Source organism: Acetobacter sp. AC2005 (genome assembly GCF_037901235.1).
Taxonomy (GTDB): domain Bacteria; phylum Pseudomonadota; class Alphaproteobacteria; order Acetobacterales; family Acetobacteraceae; genus Acetobacter; species Acetobacter oryzoeni.
In genome coordinates this window covers 2,031,985-2,047,264 of record NZ_CP149625.1, presented here as the reverse complement: position 1 = coordinate 2,047,264, position 15,280 = coordinate 2,031,985, and the positions used below count along the sequence as shown (strand labels likewise).

11 protein-coding genes are annotated in these 15,280 nt (G+C 53.8%); 7 read left to right on the top strand and 4 right to left on the bottom strand.

Going from position 1 to position 15,280, the window contains the following annotated elements:
* The first annotated feature begins 45 nt into the window (after positions 1–45).
* Positions 46–1,512 (top strand): carbohydrate porin, encoded by a 1,467-nt coding sequence (locus QQM41_RS09770; protein ID WP_339077013.1) that lies wholly within the window; start codon positions 46–48, stop codon positions 1,510–1,512.
* Here the strand turns inward: QQM41_RS09770 and QQM41_RS09765 are convergent.
* Both QQM41_RS09765 and QQM41_RS09760 read right to left on the bottom strand, forming a co-directional pair.
* The gene (locus tag QQM41_RS09765; RefSeq protein ID WP_339077012.1) at positions 1,496–4,201 is read right to left on the bottom strand and encodes a GTP-binding protein; all 2,706 of its coding nucleotides are present in this window, start codon (positions 4,199–4,201) and stop codon (positions 1,496–1,498) included. The two genes, QQM41_RS09770 and QQM41_RS09765, sit on opposite strands and share 17 nt — an antisense overlap.
* Positions 4,198–5,346: a DNA repair exonuclease gene (locus QQM41_RS09760; RefSeq protein WP_339077011.1), complete on the bottom strand. Its 1,149-nt coding sequence runs from the start codon at positions 5,344–5,346 to the stop codon at positions 4,198–4,200. Before QQM41_RS09760 ends, QQM41_RS09765 begins: the two co-directional genes overlap by 4 nt.
* Before the next feature lie 318 nt (positions 5,347–5,664).
* On the opposite strand from QQM41_RS09760, the gene QQM41_RS09755 reads away from it, so the two are divergent.
* The 6 genes from QQM41_RS09755 (at position 5,665) to QQM41_RS09730 (ending at position 11,435) form a co-directional block, all read left to right on the top strand.
* The gene (locus QQM41_RS09755; RefSeq protein ID WP_339077010.1) at positions 5,665–7,749 is read left to right on the top strand and encodes an FUSC family protein; all 2,085 of its coding nucleotides are present in this window, start codon (positions 5,665–5,667) and stop codon (positions 7,747–7,749) included.
* A gap of 1 nt (position 7,750) precedes the next feature.
* Complete coding sequence (locus QQM41_RS09750; protein ID WP_339077009.1) at positions 7,751–7,951, top strand: DUF1656 domain-containing protein; 201 nt, start codon at positions 7,751–7,753, stop codon at positions 7,949–7,951.
* Between the two features lie 15 nt (positions 7,952–7,966).
* On the top strand, positions 7,967–8,929 hold the full coding sequence (locus tag QQM41_RS09745) for an HlyD family secretion protein (protein ID WP_087651893.1): 963 nt from the start codon (positions 7,967–7,969) through the stop codon (positions 8,927–8,929).
* Positions 8,930–8,971: 42 nt separating this feature from the next.
* Complete coding sequence (locus tag QQM41_RS09740) at positions 8,972–9,736, top strand: hypothetical protein (protein WP_339077008.1); 765 nt, start codon at positions 8,972–8,974, stop codon at positions 9,734–9,736.
* Positions 9,737–9,837: 101 nt separating this feature from the next.
* Positions 9,838–10,074 carry a DUF3297 family protein gene (locus tag QQM41_RS09735; protein ID WP_050818267.1) on the top strand — a complete coding sequence of 79 codons (237 nt, stop codon included), beginning with the start codon at positions 9,838–9,840 and terminating at the stop codon, positions 10,072–10,074.
* Positions 10,075–10,175: 101 nt separating this feature from the next.
* On the top strand, positions 10,176–11,435 hold the full coding sequence (locus QQM41_RS09730) for an FAD/NAD(P)-binding oxidoreductase (protein WP_050818268.1): 1,260 nt from the start codon (positions 10,176–10,178) through the stop codon (positions 11,433–11,435).
* Between the two features lie 104 nt (positions 11,436–11,539).
* On the opposite strand, the gene QQM41_RS09725 is transcribed toward QQM41_RS09730, so the two are convergent.
* Complete coding sequence (locus tag QQM41_RS09725; RefSeq protein ID WP_339077006.1) at positions 11,540–14,134, bottom strand: MMPL family transporter; 2,595 nt, start codon at positions 14,132–14,134, stop codon at positions 11,540–11,542.
* Between the two features lie 114 nt (positions 14,135–14,248).
* The gene (locus tag QQM41_RS09720; RefSeq protein ID WP_339077005.1) at positions 14,249–15,259 is read right to left on the bottom strand and encodes a lysylphosphatidylglycerol synthase domain-containing protein; all 1,011 of its coding nucleotides are present in this window, start codon (positions 15,257–15,259) and stop codon (positions 14,249–14,251) included.
* Between the last annotated feature and the right edge of the window lie 21 nt (positions 15,260–15,280).

Genomic DNA, 15,280 nt, shown 5'->3' with positions numbered 1-15,280 from the left:
CTGCTGAAATATGAGGTGGCCGAAAGAAATAAAAATTAAGGGAACATGATTAAACGCCTTCACCTCCATTTTCCTTTTCGCGCCTTATGGCCGACCTGCCTGCTTGTTCTATCTCTTTTCGTTGTTTTACCTGCGCAGGCACAGCTGCTGACAGGTGGAAACAGCGCCGTAGGCCTCTGGCCCAGCTTGCAGGTGGATAATGAAGCCGATCAGGTTGAAGATCCTGGCCCCTTTTTTTCTGCACCGTATGGCAAGGATCATTTCTTTGGAAACTGGTGGGGCGCACAGCCTTGGCTGCTAAGCCACGGCATCCATATCCTGGCAGACGTGCATGAAGAACTTGCAGGCAACTTTCGTGGTGGCCGCAGGAAAGGCGTGGATAATGCCGGACAGGTGGGTGTTGAACTGGATGTGGACTGGGGCAAGCTGACCAATGCCGACATCATGAAAGGGTTCTGGACCCACATGATGGTGGTGAACGGGCATGGCCGTAACCTGAGCACAGATTACATTGGGGATTCACTAGGCGGCGTGCAGCAAATTTATGGCGCACGTGGTAACGTGGTGGCCCATCTTGTTTACCTGTATGGTGAACACGCTTTTCTGCACAATCATGTAGATATCAGCGCTGGTTGGATTCCGGTTGGCAGCTTTTTTGCCGCTTCACCACTGTTTTGTATGTACATGAACGTTGCCATGTGCGGGAACCCGGCCCCTACCAAATACACAGAAGGCGCCCGAGACTGGCCATCCGGTAACCTCGGTTTTGTTGCCCGTGTTATGCCCACAAAACAAACCTATATTATGGCTGGCCTGTTTGCTGTTTCCCCGCACGCTTATAACGGTGGTATTTCTGGCTGGGCTTGGGCGCAGGATGGCTTGGGCAAGTTCTCATCCCCGGTGGAAATTGGCTGGCTTCCTTCCTTTGGGCGCAACCATCTGGTAGGCCACTACAAGGCTGGGTTTGGCTACGACAACTCCAAATACAAAAACCTACTGAACGACGTAAACGGCAATGCATGGGTGCAGACAGGCGCACAGCCGCAATACGAGGCAGGCCGTGCAAGCGCGTGGTTTATGGCTGACCAGATGCTGATGCGGAATGGTGATGGCCCCACCAATGGCCTGATCGCTCTGGCGGGTTGGATGTGGTCTGATGGCAAAACCACCGCCATGTCTCACCACGTATGGGCCGGCATGACAGAAACCGGTGCCGCATGGGGCCGCCCGAATGATAGCGTTGGCGCCATGTTCCAGTGGATGACCATGAGCCGCGCCTCTGTTCTGCAGCAGGAAGCTGCATTAGCTGCTGGCGTGCCCTTCCCCGATAACCAGTGGGGCAAGGTATGGGGCATTCAGACCCACGAAAACATCTACGAAGTGTTTTACAACGCACATGTTGCCAATGGCATGTCTTTGCAGCCGGACTTCCAGTATATCAACCGTCCGGGCGGTTCCACCGTGTTCCATGATGCCGCCGTGATGGCGCTTCAGTTTAATGTGGTGATGTAAAACTTTCTTGCGGGCGCAGGCTTAACATCCTGCCCCGCAATGGCGCGAACAGTTGCGCATGGCACGTAAAAATAAGAATCTGAAAGCGCGTTGCAGCTTCTGCCAGCACATCAAACAAACGTTCCAGCCGCATTGGGTCTGCAAAAGTGAGTGCATCATCCAGCACCAGAATGGCCGGCACACCGCGCCCATGCAGCATTTCAGCAAAGCCCAGACGCACCAGAACAGCTATCTGCTCGCGCGTACCATCAGAAAGATCTACCACATCTTCGCGCTGATTGCGTGAAAGAGCAGCCACCCCGAAATCTGCATCCATTTCCAGTTCAGCACCGGGAAACAGTGCTGAAAATGCGGGCTGCATGGTTTTTACCAGTGGCCCCATATAGCGTGCTGTTTGCTCTTGCTCTGCCTTGCTTAAAACCTGATCGAGCAAAACAAGGGCAGACCTATCCCGCGTGCAGGCAGCCACTTCCATATTCAGGCGCTGCTGAAGCCGATCTGCCTCCGCTATACGTTCATCCAGCCCTTCACCTTCTGCGCCACGCACACGGGTTTCGCGCTCACGTATATCTTCACGCAGGCGGGCTATGGTTTCTCCATCTGTTTTCTGGGCCTGTTCGCGCCGCTGAATGCCGCTTTCCACCACAGCTAAAGGCCGTTCTTTTTGGCGTGCGTGCTCACAATGCTCTACGGCTGCCTGTGCGGCTTCCTGCTCCTGCTGGCATAGCCGCTTACGTTGGGCCAGTGCCGCATCTGACTCACGCTCCCGCCAAAGTGCCAGTTCTCGCTGCACACGGGCCAGCCCGGCTTCCTGCTGCTGTTGGGCTGCATTGGCTTTATCCAATGCAGCTTTGGCCGTTATAAACACCTGTTGCGTATCGCGCTCTTTTTCTCTGGCGCGCTCTACTGCTAATGCCGCTTCTTGCTCTTGCTGTACGGCTTCCTCTGGCAGACAGTTGAGGTCACACTCATCAACACTTCCAATCTGGCTGGCCAGATTTTGCGTCAGCGTCTGTCTTTTCTGCGCGTAAGCGGCTTCCTCCTTCGCCAGAACATGCCGCAATTCCAGCAAAACCTGATCCGGGTTTACGCCCTTTTTATTGGGCACCGTGGCGGCAAAAACGGCTTTAGCTTCCTTAAGCTGACGTTCTGCCAAACAGCGCTTTTCATACTGTTGTTCGGCATCTTCTACATTCAGGCATCCAGCCTGTTGCAAAAGATCGGTTAATGCAGCTTGAGCTGTCTGTAACGCCTGCTGCAATTCAACCGTATCCCCGCCAACGGAAGGGGTAATAATAAACCGGCCGATGCCTTCTATCTGAAGTTCTGCAGGAGCATGTAACAGGCTTTTACCCGATGCGCAGGCTTTGCCATTCAACACAACACGCTGCTGCGCTTGTGGCAGCAAATCCATTTCCAACACAGTTGCCTGCGCTTGCAACTGTTGCTCCAACGTTGCCACTTTTTGGGCTGCCTTACGCAGGCGCTGAATTTTGGCCTCATCCATAGGCAACGCATCAAACGCTGCCTGTGCCTGCTCTATTTGGGCAAAGCTTTCCTGCACATGCTTTAAATTTTCACGCTGGCGTAAAAGCGCTGCTTCCATGTGCTGCACTTCGCGCTGCTTCATGACATGGTGCAAAACAGCACGCCGCACCTGATGCTGCTGCACGGCCTTCTGGCATTCAGCCTGTGCAGCCTGATACCGCAGATTGGCAGCTTTTTCGTGCTCTGCCAGTTCTGCCAGCTCTTGCGTGCTGGCTGCAATCAACTGCTCCAGCCGGGCACATTCGGACCGGTATTCTTTTCGCCGTTCCTCTTCATCCCGAATATTCTGGAACTGCTGCACCGCTGCGGCTTTTCTGGCTTCAGCAGCTTTTTCTTCTGCATCCAAATTGCGCAGGCGGTCACGCTCTTCACGCAGCTTATGCAGTTCCTGCTCTTCCTGCTTTTGCCGTTCTGGGTTTTCCTGCTCACGCAACATGCGGCGGGTTTGCTCAAGCAGAACCAGATCTTCTTCCAACGCAGTGCGTTTGGCGTGAAGATGTTTCAGATTTTCCGCAGCTTGGGCCTGATCATCCAGAAGTTGCTTATAACGCCCTGTCGGTCTGCCAGTCGCGGCTGTTTGCAACTGCCCCAACCGCGCCTTTACACGTTCCAGCAACGCCCCCGCAGCGGCAATACCTGTTACTTCCTGAACACCTTGCTCCAGACAATTCTGAATACTCGAACGGCCGGCATTGTTTAAAACTGGAGCAACAAAACTCTCTCCCTGGCGCACCAAAAGGGCATTCCACAAACCTGTTGCTTCGGTTCTGCCGTTTTTCTCCAGTTCTAACAGCGCGTTCAGACGTTCTTCTGCTGTGTCTCCATCAAAACGCTCCTGCCCCAAATCAAGGCGCGCAAAAGCACCTTTCATGAAGCGTTTTTCCAACCAGCAAGACTTACCGCTCCATTCAAACCCCACACCAATATGGGGCGCACCTCCGCCATAAGGCTGCATCTCTTTAACAGGCTGAGCTTTGGAACCATGACGCAGGGTTAGAGCAGCGCGCAGGGCCATCAGCAAAGTGGATTTACCGGCTTCATTCGGGGCGGCCAGCACATTCAGCCCTTTGCCCAAACCTTCCAGACGCACTGGAGAGGTAAACCGACGCACACATTCAAGCTGGATATCTGTCAGAATCACGCTGCGCCACCTTCTACTTCATGCCAAAATAGGAACAGCCTTTGCAGGGCCTCCCTTGCCACTGCACCTTCCTCGCCCCCTTGCTCCACCATCTGCAACAGTTCCTGTGCTGCCACTTTTACAGTTGCTGAGGCATCAAGCCGCTCCAGATCCTGCGCTCCTGCGGCCAGTTGAGGTGCGCCGGTGATGCGCAAACACGCCACGGCACTTTGTAAGCGCGTAAGAATAACGCTTTCGTATTTACGCAAATCATCCACACCCAGCAGGCCAGAAACTTCCAGCCATGCCATAACAACGCTGGGGTTATCGGGGTTTATACCTCTTACACGGGCTTCCAAGGCTTCAATATCTTCACCATTGGTCAGCACAATGTCTTCCAGCTTGCGCCAGATATATTTACCCGTGCGGTGCCGGGAGATAACGGGCTGCGCACATGGGCCATCCACTGTTACTACCAGTGTTTCCCCACCACCTGCACCACCTGTTACAAAGCGATCTGTTTCTGGAGTGCCCGAATAGCAGGTGCGGGCATCAATCTGGCAAAAGCCGTGCCAGTCCCCTAACCCCAGATAGGCAAGCCCGGCCTGCTTGGCCCGATCCAGCGCAATAGGATTGTGCTCGGCCTCTTGCCCATTGCTAAACCCCACAACAGACCCATGCGCCAACCCAATGCGCAAGGCATCTGGCGGCGTTACCTCATCATTCATGTAATCTGTGAGATCAGAAAGCGTATGGCGGCGCTTGAGCACGGCAGGCAACAACCACGCATTATGGGCTTTATCTATCTCTACCGCCTGCGGGCATGTGTGCAGATGCACATTATCCGGCACCGCATCTTCTCGCCTCAAACGTGCCCACACACCTTCTGGCGTATCTGCATCATGGTTGCCGGGAATAAGATGCCACTGCACATCGGGGAACTGCCGCATCCGCTCCATAGGCTGGTGCAATGTGCGCCTTTCTGGCGTTTCGTGCTCATAAATATCACCTGCTACCAATACGCAGGTTGCACCTTCCTGCCGGGCCAAAGCGCCAATATTGCGCACAACATCTACACGCGCAGCCTGTAGCGCGCCCAAGGTATCATCATCTGCAAAACTGAATGTCTTGCCGATCTGCCAGTCTGATGTGTGGATAAATTTCATGAACTCTGACGCACTCCATCACGCAACTGGCAGAAAAATTTCACTTTTCCATGACATACCCAGATCGTGAGCTGCCATCCCTTAACCTCACTTCATCTTATCTTATCTTATCATTAGGTTAGATATAATTCACACCCTCCCCATCTGGCCTGCCCCGCGTTAAGCGCAACCCCCCTCGTCACTCGTGGCATCACGCCAAATATTATATTTTATTTTAAGAAGCATGCTGATACTGCGAGATTCGCTTAAACCTGCCTTGTCTGGCTGGAAATGGCATGTTCCCTGATGTGAAGCAAAGAGGTTAAAGACAGCACAGACATGACAACAGAAACACCGGCAGCATTCCGTATGGGATCTTGGAAGACATTGTTTCTTCCCCTGCCACGCAGCATCTTCGCACATGGCTGGTTTCTGTTTTGTCTGCGCACATGGCTGTCTGCTGTTCTAGCACTTTCTACCGCTTTCTGGCTCCAGCTTTCCTCCCCCGGTTCTGCTGCCGTTACGGTGATGATTCTGGCGCAGCCCACACGTGGGCAAGTGCTCTCCAAAGCGCTTTACCGGCTGGCTGGCACAATTATTGGCGCGTTTGTGGCGCTTTTTCTAACCGCCTGCTTTAATCAGGAACGGGGGGTTTTTCTGGGTGGTGTGGCGCTATGGCTCACCCTATGCACCATTATGGGCACATTGGAGCGAGACTTCCGTGCCTATGCGGCCATGCTTTCTGGCTACACCGTAGCCATTGTGGGCATTAGCTGCATTGATAACCCGGCTTCCATCTTTGATGTTACCGTTAACCGTGTGTCCGCCATTGTGGTGGGCATTGCAGCCACGGCAGCCATTAACGATGTGTTTGGCTCCCCCACCGCGTTTGAAAAACTGGCAGCCAACCTGCGCCGCACAGGTGAAATGGTGCAACGCATTGCCCGTGATGCCGTAGCCGGCCACGGCGTGCCGGATGACATGACATGCGCTGGCCTTGCGGGCGAAATTATTGCCCTGACATCTCAGGTCTCATTCGCCAAAACCGAGCTTGCTGATGCCAAGCTGCGCCTTGCCGGTGCACGTTCCGCCATGGTGGCGCTACTGGAAATGCTAGCCTGTAGCCGTGCCATTGCCAACGTGCTGCGCCGCGGCAACATCTCCGGCCCCATACTCAAACACATCCGCACATCGTTTGGGGATGGTACGCCAGTAGAATCCCCACTTCAGGCCGTGCATGATCTGGAAGATCTGGCCAAGGAAGCCCATGCTGAGGAAGCCTCTCTTGGGCCAACGCTGGATGAAGCGTGGCTGATTGAGCGCTCCATGGCACTTCTGTCTGACGCGCGATGGGCAGCAGATGGTATAGATGCGCTCCAGCATGGGCAGCGGGCCCGCACACAGGCGCCGGAACTCAAGATCGATCAGCATCATGATGTTATTGCAGCCCTCCTCAACGGCCTGAGAACCCTGATTGGGTTTTCCGTTGCGGCCGGGCTTTGCATTATCTCTGATATTCCTGCCACCTACAGCGCGCTTTCTCAGGTGGCCATTATTCTCACTTTGGCGGCCACCACTTATAATGCGCGCGGTTTTGGCATGGGGGCCCTTATCGGCACACCTTTGGCTATTGCCGTGGCCGCGGTGCTGAACTTTGGCGTATTACCCCACGGCGCAGACATGCCTTTTCTGGCAATGGCTATTCTCCCAATTATCTTTGGGGGCTGCCTGCTGTTAATGAACCCCAAAACAGCCACGATCGGGTTTAACGCGGGCGTTTTCTTCTTTGTTATTCTGGGTGTTGCCAACCAGCAAAACTACGAGCCCTCTGCGTTTATAGACCGCAACGTGCTGTATCTGTTTGCAGCTATTATCATCTTTATTTCACTGGTGCTGCTGCTGCCACCTTCTGCTACGGGCAGGCGCTTTAGAGTTGGCATTACCATCGGGCACGATCTGCTGCTTCAATTTGAAGGACATGGTGAACAAGCCGGTTCTGCCCTGATCAGCCGTCATTATGATCGGCTGTGCCGCATTCTGGAATGGAACCGCTACCTCCCCAACAACAAGGCAAAGCAGCGCGTTTTCTCCCGCCTTGCCAGCTTGGATGAGTTGAACGTGGAACTGGCACGCGCACGCCGCCATCTGCAACGTGCTGCCACCATTCCTGCCATTCGGCTGGATGCGGAATCTGCCTACCGCGCCACCATTATCTATAACGTGGATTCAGCGCTTTACCGCATGAAGCGCAAAGCTCGCGTTTTGCTGGATCATTCCATCAACCTGCCACACGGCCAGATGGCAACGGCCCTTGCCGCCGTATCTGCCATGGTTGGTGCCATACATCTGCTGGAACACAACCGTTCCGCTTTGCATCTGTACGATCTTGTCCCAGTGCCAGATCAGCAATGGAAGGCCCGCTAACATGGAATTACGCCCTGTTCTGGACATAGGCGGGCTGCTTGTTTCGTCCTTTGTTGTCCATGCCGGATTGGCTATTGCCACCCTGCTGTCTCTTAACCCGGTTCTATCCAAAGTACGTGCCCGCCGCGTGGTATGGAACCTGCCTCTGGCTGAATTTGGCATTCTTATATGCCTTATCGGCCTTTACACTATTTTGTTGTGAAAGGGCTTTCCGACCGTGTTTGAGCGCGCCCGCCGCGTCCTGCAGTTTATCACAACGGGGACCATTCTTGCCATTGCAGCCGTTGTTTGCTTCGTACTGTGGGATTACTACACAGCCGCCCCCTGGACCCGAAATGGACAAGTACGTGTACAGGTTGCAGATATTGCCCCACGTGTTTCAGGCCAGATTATTGCTGTGCGCGTGCGGGACAACCAGTTCGTTCACGCTGGGGATATTCTGTACGAAATTGATCCGTTTGACTTCAAGGTAGCGCTGGCAACCGCAACAGCCGCAGTCAACCAGCGCAAGGCGGATATGGCGCTGAAAGACACACAGGAATTTAGGCGTGACAAGCTGACAGATGCTGCCGCCTCCCGCGAAGAAAAGCAGGTTTATCAAGCCACGGCAGATATTGCCAAAGCCGCCTATGCACAGGCATTGGCCAATCTTTCCCAAGCCAAAATCAACCTTGATCGTACATATGTGCGCAGCACGGTAACGGGGTATGTCAACAACCTCATCATGCGTGTGGGTGATTACGCAACGGCTGGTAAATCCAATATTGAGGTGATTGATGCCTCATCCTACTGGGTGGATGGATATTTTGAGGAAACCAAAATCCGCTCCATCCATGTTGGAGACCGCGTGCGGCTAGACCTTATGGGGTATCGTGAACCCATGTGGGGACATGTTGTGAGCCTAACGCGCGGCATTGCAACGGCCAACGCGGCAACCTCAACACAAGGCCTGCCATCGGTTGATCCGGTTTATACATGGGTGCGTCTGGCGCAGCGCATTCCCGTACGTGTGCAAATAGACAGCATTCCCCCCGGCACCCAGTTGGCCGCAGGCATGACAAGCACGGTGACTGTTGTGGGCAGCAAGGGCAAACGCGCGCATGATACACTTACTGAAGCATTGGACCGTATGCACGATGCACTTATGGGTGGCACAGGTGGCAGTGGGCTACGCCATTAAAACAGGATAGACGCACCCCTCAGGCACTGGCAGAAAGAAAGCATGCTGTATTCTTTTTTTCGTTCAGAAGTTTGCGCTGCAACGGCTCTTTGCCTAGCTGTTTTTCTGCCCTCTGTTGCCTGTGGGGCAGAAAACACTCAAAGCCCAACGCTTGATATTGCAGCACCCTGCCTGAACAGCCTGCATATCCGGGCCCAAAAAGGCGTAACGCGGCCTGAACCGGAAAATGGCCAATGGCCTGCGGGTATTCAACTGGCTACCAACTCAGACGGCAGCCTATCCCTTACAGGGCAAAACTGTCGGGCAGATACCAATCTTACACTCACCACCGCACCAAATATGCCGTTGGCTATTACCAGCACAGGCAAAACATCTATTCAGGTGGATGACCGTAAAGGCCCTGTTTTTCTTCAGGCCGGCAGCGGCGCGGTAACACTAGGGCGTGCTGCGGAACTGAATGTTGTGTCTGATTCCACAGGAAGCATTACCATTCCTGTATTGGCGGATTCCGCACGTTTGCGCTCCACGCTTTCTGCTCCATTCAACCTCGGAAAAGTGCAAGCCCCGGCTCTGGCCGTTTATCTTGGTGGATCTGCCGCCTTTACAGCCCAGCAAGGCACACTGGAAGCGCTGGAAATTACATCCAACAGTACTGCAGATGCTGTATTTCATGGTGAAACTTCCGTGGCAGCTCTGCATGTTGAAAATGCAGGCAATATTTTAGTGGATAAAGCCACCGGCACCTTGGCCACAGAGCGTGATGGCAAAGGGAAAATTGTTGTGACCTCAACCCAAGGCAACCATTAGCCCGCATTCTGCGCTGTAAATGCTGATCGAGCATGGTCTTTCAATATGAAAGCCCTTAAAACATCGGGGCACTTTTAACCGATATTTTAAGGACTCTCTAAATGTCTGATACCCTGCCCGACCGCCTTTCCGTAAACCCGGAAAGCCCTTTTTATAATGAAGACCTGCTGGCCCGGGGCATTGGCGTGCGCTTTAAGGGCGTGGAAAAAACAAACGTTGAAGAATATTGCATCAGCGAAGGCTGGGTGCGCGTGGCTGTAGGCAAAACGGTAGACCGGCGCGGCAACCCGCTTACCATGAAGCTGAGTGGCCCGGTTGAAGTCTGGATCAAGGACTGACCTGCCCTCCACACATATCCCAAATACAATTAAATACTTTATTAAATTGTAGATGTTTGGGATAGTGCACCCACGTCAACGTGAGATTCAGGGAGACTTCCATGACTCAAACAGAAAACTCCACAACACCAGATCTACGCTACACTGTTGTTGTCGTGGGTGGTGGATCGGCCGGTATTGCCGTAGCAGCCCGCCTGCTGCGTGAACGGCCTACGCTGGACATTGCCATTATCGACCCCGCAACCACTCACGCCTATCAACCGGGCTGGACACTGGTTGGCGCAGGCGTCATGAAGCTGCGGAGCACGCTGGATCAGGAAGGTGGCGTTATTCCCAAAGGCTGCACGTGGCTGCGCGCTGCTGCGGCATCCTTCCAGCCAGATGACAACATGGTTACGCTGGAAGATGGCCGCACCGTTGCTTACAATCGCCTGATTGTCTGCCCCGGCCTCCAGCTCGATTGGAACAAGATTGAAGGCCTGACAGATACGCTGGGCCGCAACGGCGTGTGCAGTAACTATTCCAAAGACACCGTGGAATATACATGGACATGCATTCAGTCCCTTTCCGGTGGCACAGCATTATTTACCCAGCCACCCATGCCTATCAAATGCGCAGGTGCACCGCAGAAAATCGCCTATCTGGCATCTGATTACTGGCGCAAACAGGGTACGCTGAACCGCACCAATGTAGATTTCTGCATGACGGGTGATGCGCTGTTTGGCGTTGGTTACTATCGCCCCGGTTTGCAGGAAGCTGTGGACTATTACGGCATTAACGTGCTGTACAAACATACGCTGATTGCCGTAAACGGGCCGGAACACAAGGCAACCTTTGCCGTTACCGGGCCAGATGGCAAAGTTACAAATGTGGTGAAAGAGTTTGACATGCTGCATGTCACCCCGCCACAGAGTGCTCCGGACTTTATCAAGAAAAGCCCCTTGGCAAATGAAGGTGGCTGGCTGGATGTAGACCCCAGCACGCTCCAGCACACTAAGTATCCGTCCATCTTTGGTATGGGTGATGTTATTGGCACATCCAACGCCAAAACCATGGCGGCTGCCCGTGCGCAAACCCCGGTAGTAACAGCAAACGTTCTGGCATCTTTGGATGGCAAACCGCTAACAGGCAGCTACGATGGATACGGCGCCTGCCCGCTAACCGTTGCCTATGGCAAGGTTATTCTGGCGGAGTTCCTGTACGGCGGCAAACCTGCCCCCAGCTTCCCTTACGATCAGCGCAAGCCTAGCCGCTTTGCCTGGTTCCTGAAGACAACCGTATTCCCGCGTGTTTACTGGGATATGATGTTGAAGGGGCGTGATATTGAAATGCCGCACCACCCTGAATGGGTGAAGAAGTAAGCACCTGCCTTTCTGATTTTTCTTTCAGAAAGCAGATATAAAAAAAAGCCTCCCGATATTTTCGGGAGGCTTTTTTGTTACCCAGTTCTTGGGGACTGTTTTTATCAGGCCTCGTCTATGGGCCGCTTGGGCAGCAGTGCTGGCACAAACACAAGCGTGGCCAACAGCGTGCAGGCCAGAGAAAGCAGCAACAACCGCCCCATGCTCGCCGTGCCCGGATGGTGCGAAAGCGCCAGAGAGCCAAAGGCCGTGCCTGTTGTAAGGGCGGAAAACAACACAGCGCGCGCAGTGGGAGAAGCCAGAGGATACTTCACGCCATCCCGCCAGTTCATGACGAAATAGATGTTGAAGGAAACCCCAACCCCCAGCAACAGAGGCAGTGCGATAATATTGGCAAAGTTCAGGGTTTCGGGCAGCAGCACAATCAGAATAACCGTCATCAAGGCTGAAAGCAGCAGCGGTGCCAGCACCAACGCCATATCCTTAACACGGCGCAGAGCCAGCATGAGAATAACGGCAATCATCACAATAGCTGCGCCTGCTGCCTGCTCAAACGCCTTCACAATGGAACGTGCGCTTTCCACAATATCAACCGCGGTGCCAGCCATTTGCGGCTCTACTTTCTGCAAAGAGGCTACAAACTTACGCAGCGCGCCAGAATTGGACATCACACCCTTAGGGTGCACTTCCACCAAGGCGCGACCATCTGGCAGCAGGTAATCATCTGCAATTTCAGCAGGCACGTCTTTAATGCTTACAGGTGTTGCCTGAAGCATGGTGCGCAGCTGATCGAGCTCTGTCGGCAGGAAGCGAACCAATGCGGTATTAGCCCCCTGCACTGTGGCATCTGGTGCTTCAGCCAGCTTGGCCAGAGCAGCCTGAATACGGCGCAGCGGATCCTGCGCAGGCAATTTATCTAGCACCCCGGCCAAAGCAACAGACGTATCATGCGCTGATTTGCGCAGATCATCCGCTGTAGGAGCAGCCTTGGGCTGTGGCACAATAAGCGTTGGCAACAGAATGGAAGCAGCATCCTGAATAAGAGCCAGTTTCTGCTGCTGTTGGGTTGGCACAAAGGAACCCAGCCACATCACATCATTTACATCTGGCAGACCAGAAAGACGCGTGGTTTCTTTTTCTGCATCAGCAAGAGAATGCACCAGCAATTCTGCGCTGTAAGGAGATGTCTGCGGGTTGTTGATTAACAGTTTAAGGGCGCGCATTCCTTCCGAATTCGGATTTTTGGTATGCAGAGGGTCACCATCAAACTGTAGGCTGGGCACCAGAGCCACACCCACCAAAGCCACCAGCGTAAAAAAGCCCAGAAGCAGCTTGCGCATATGGCGGATTTTAATATCCACCGGCTTCATGAACGCATAACCCATGCTAGGGCAGTTCAGCGGCGGGTGGCAGATTTTCAGCAACGCAGGCAAAAGCGTGGTGGTGCAGATAAAGGCCACCAGCATGCCAATACCGGCAATAAGACCAAGCTGCGCAACGCCCAGAAAAGCTGTAGGGGTAAAGGCCAGAAACCCGGCAGACGTTGCCAGAGCAGCCACAAGAATCTGATGTCCGGTTTCTTCACCCGTCAGGCGCAGGGCTTCAAAAACACCTTCTTCACCCGGCTGCGTAGGTGTTTGGGCACGAAAGCGGACAGAAAACTGAATGGCAAAATCCACCGCAATGCCAACAAACAGAATAGCAAATGCCACGGAAATCAGGTTTAGCGTACCAACGGTCACCGCAGCAAAACCGGTTGTCAGCAACAGCCCCACAACAAGCGTAACCACAATAGGCAGCACCACACGCCATGTTCTGACAGCAAGCGTAAGCCACAAAGTAACAAGCGCCAGAGACCCCAGAAGCCCTGCCACCATGCCTTCTGCCACGGTTGCAAATTCTTCGTCATCCAGCTGCACTTGCCCGGTCAGATAAACCTTGGCATGCCCATTTTTAACAAATTCCAAAGAATTAACAGCCTGCCGCATGGCATCTGCCGCAGCCCCACCCGGCTGGAAGGACCCGTAATCCAAGATCGGCTTGGTGATAACAAACTGATAGTTACCTGCCAGATCAGAAAGCTTGCCGCCCAAAAGCTGCTGCCAGGACATAGCCTCGGCATGGCCTGCCACAGCCTGTTCCAGCGTATTGGCAAAACCAGACAAAGGTGCCTGAAAGCCAGACAGATTGGCCTGATCTTGTTTTACGCCTTCCGCCATAAGGGAGAGCGCGCCAAACAAACCGCGTGCTGAAGGATCCTGCGCCAACGCCGCCAAGAATGGCTGCGCCGCAATGGTATCATTCAACACCTGAGAAAGCGGCTGTGGCTCCAGAAACATCAGGCCATTGCGCAGCAAATACGGGTTGGCATCTGGCCTATGCGCAAAAGAAAAATGTGTATGATCAGCACTTATCTTGGCAGCCAGTTCCCGCGCTGTTTCCTGCCCTTCTTCCGGCGTTTTGGCCTGAATGACAGCTACCAGAAGATTTTCCTTCTGGGGGAACAAACGCCCCATTTCATCGGAACGCTGCTTCCACTCCAAACGGGGGGAAAGCATTTTGCTGGTATCTGTCGTTACTCCCAGACGGGTCATGCCAGCGTAAACGCCTGCCCCCGAAAGCACGAGAAACAACGCCACAACAGCCCAGGCATGGCGGGCGCAGAACGTAATGAAACGACCTATGGGTGCAAACAGCATGATGAACGACAGGATCCCAAAATAATCACAGCCCAAGCAGACAGGGCTGTCATGGTTTGCCCAACCCCCCAGCCAGAAGCAAGTGATGATGTAAGCAGGGCTCTGTTTTCCTTTTTACAGACCCGTGCGGGAAAAGGGCATTTTACGCAGGCGCTCGGCATAAGGGCGCCACGAATGCTCAAGCCATTGCCACAGTATAAGAGAGGGCAAGCCCCAAGCAATTTCACGCAAACGTTTGATGAGAGAAAGCGCAATGGCAACAACAGGCGGCATACCAAAAAGGCTACCAACCATAATGTAGCCCCCTTCTGATACGCCAAGGGCACCGGGCACGGCAAACCCGGCTGATTTAGCTGCTTCCCCCACACCTTCGATCACAAATCCGGTAGCAAGAGAGCACCCATGCCCCATGAAGTGCAGAATCAGCCACACCTCAACAGCCCCTAAAGCCCATGCACAAAACTGCAATATCAGGCCTGTAACCGCGTTGCGGCCTGATTTATACAGCGCGAGCACTTCCTTATTAAGGCCGCGAATACCATCAACACCGCTCCACCCTAAATGAGCGGCAATGCGGATCAGCAATTTTTCTATAAAAGCCACGGCCCCAAGCCACTGGCTGATAAATACGCCGCCACCTATGGCCAAAAGCACCAATGCACTTTCCAGCAGGCGGTCTGTCACGGCGGAGCGTTTGACCAGAAACAGCAGCATAACCAAGCCGCTGAGGGTAAATACTACCTGACTGAGCAGCTCGATTGTCAGATCGCAAATTGTTGCGGCAGCCGCATGCTTCAGGCCCAAACCACGGCGGGCCAACAGGCGGGAGGACATAACCTCCCCGCCAACCTGCGCTACGGGGAGCAGATTATTTATGCCCTCTCGCACACAGCGGAGCATAAAATAGGCCCTTAACGGCAGAACCGGGCCAAAAGTGCGGCCTGCAATGGTACGCCAAGCGGAAGCAGAAAGAAAAACCTGCACACTATGAAAAGCAATGGCAGCCAAAATGCCCCAACCGCCTGTCATAACCAGAGAAAAAATGGAGGATACTCCAAACTGGGCCAGCATCCATAGGGTCAACCCCAAACCGAAAATCCCGGCAATGAGAGTGACCCGCTTCATGCTTCCTCCATCCTTTTTCTG

What these genes read in the sequence shown, in the direction of transcription:
- QQM41_RS09730 (WP_050818268.1), top strand. Translation starts at nt 10,176, where the DNA reads ATGACTCAAACAGAAAACTCCACAACACCAGATCTACGCTACACTGTT.
- QQM41_RS09755 (WP_339077010.1), top strand. Translation starts at nt 5,665, where the DNA reads ATGACAACAGAAACACCGGCAGCATTCCGTATGGGATCTTGGAAGACA.
- QQM41_RS09740 (WP_339077008.1), top strand. Translation starts at nt 8,972, where the DNA reads ATGCTGTATTCTTTTTTTCGTTCAGAAGTTTGCGCTGCAACGGCTCTT.
- QQM41_RS09720 (WP_339077005.1), bottom strand. Translation starts at nt 15,259, where the DNA reads ATGAAGCGGGTCACTCTCATTGCCGGGATTTTCGGTTTGGGGTTGACC.
- QQM41_RS09770 (WP_339077013.1), top strand. Translation starts at nt 46, where the DNA reads ATGATTAAACGCCTTCACCTCCATTTTCCTTTTCGCGCCTTATGGCCG.
- QQM41_RS09735 (WP_050818267.1), top strand. Translation starts at nt 9,838, where the DNA reads ATGTCTGATACCCTGCCCGACCGCCTTTCCGTAAACCCGGAAAGCCCT.
- QQM41_RS09725 (WP_339077006.1), bottom strand. Translation starts at nt 14,134, where the DNA reads ATGCTGTTTGCACCCATAGGTCGTTTCATTACGTTCTGCGCCCGCCAT.
- QQM41_RS09760 (WP_339077011.1), bottom strand. Translation starts at nt 5,346, where the DNA reads ATGAAATTTATCCACACATCAGACTGGCAGATCGGCAAGACATTCAGT.
- QQM41_RS09750 (WP_339077009.1), top strand. Translation starts at nt 7,751, where the DNA reads ATGGAATTACGCCCTGTTCTGGACATAGGCGGGCTGCTTGTTTCGTCC.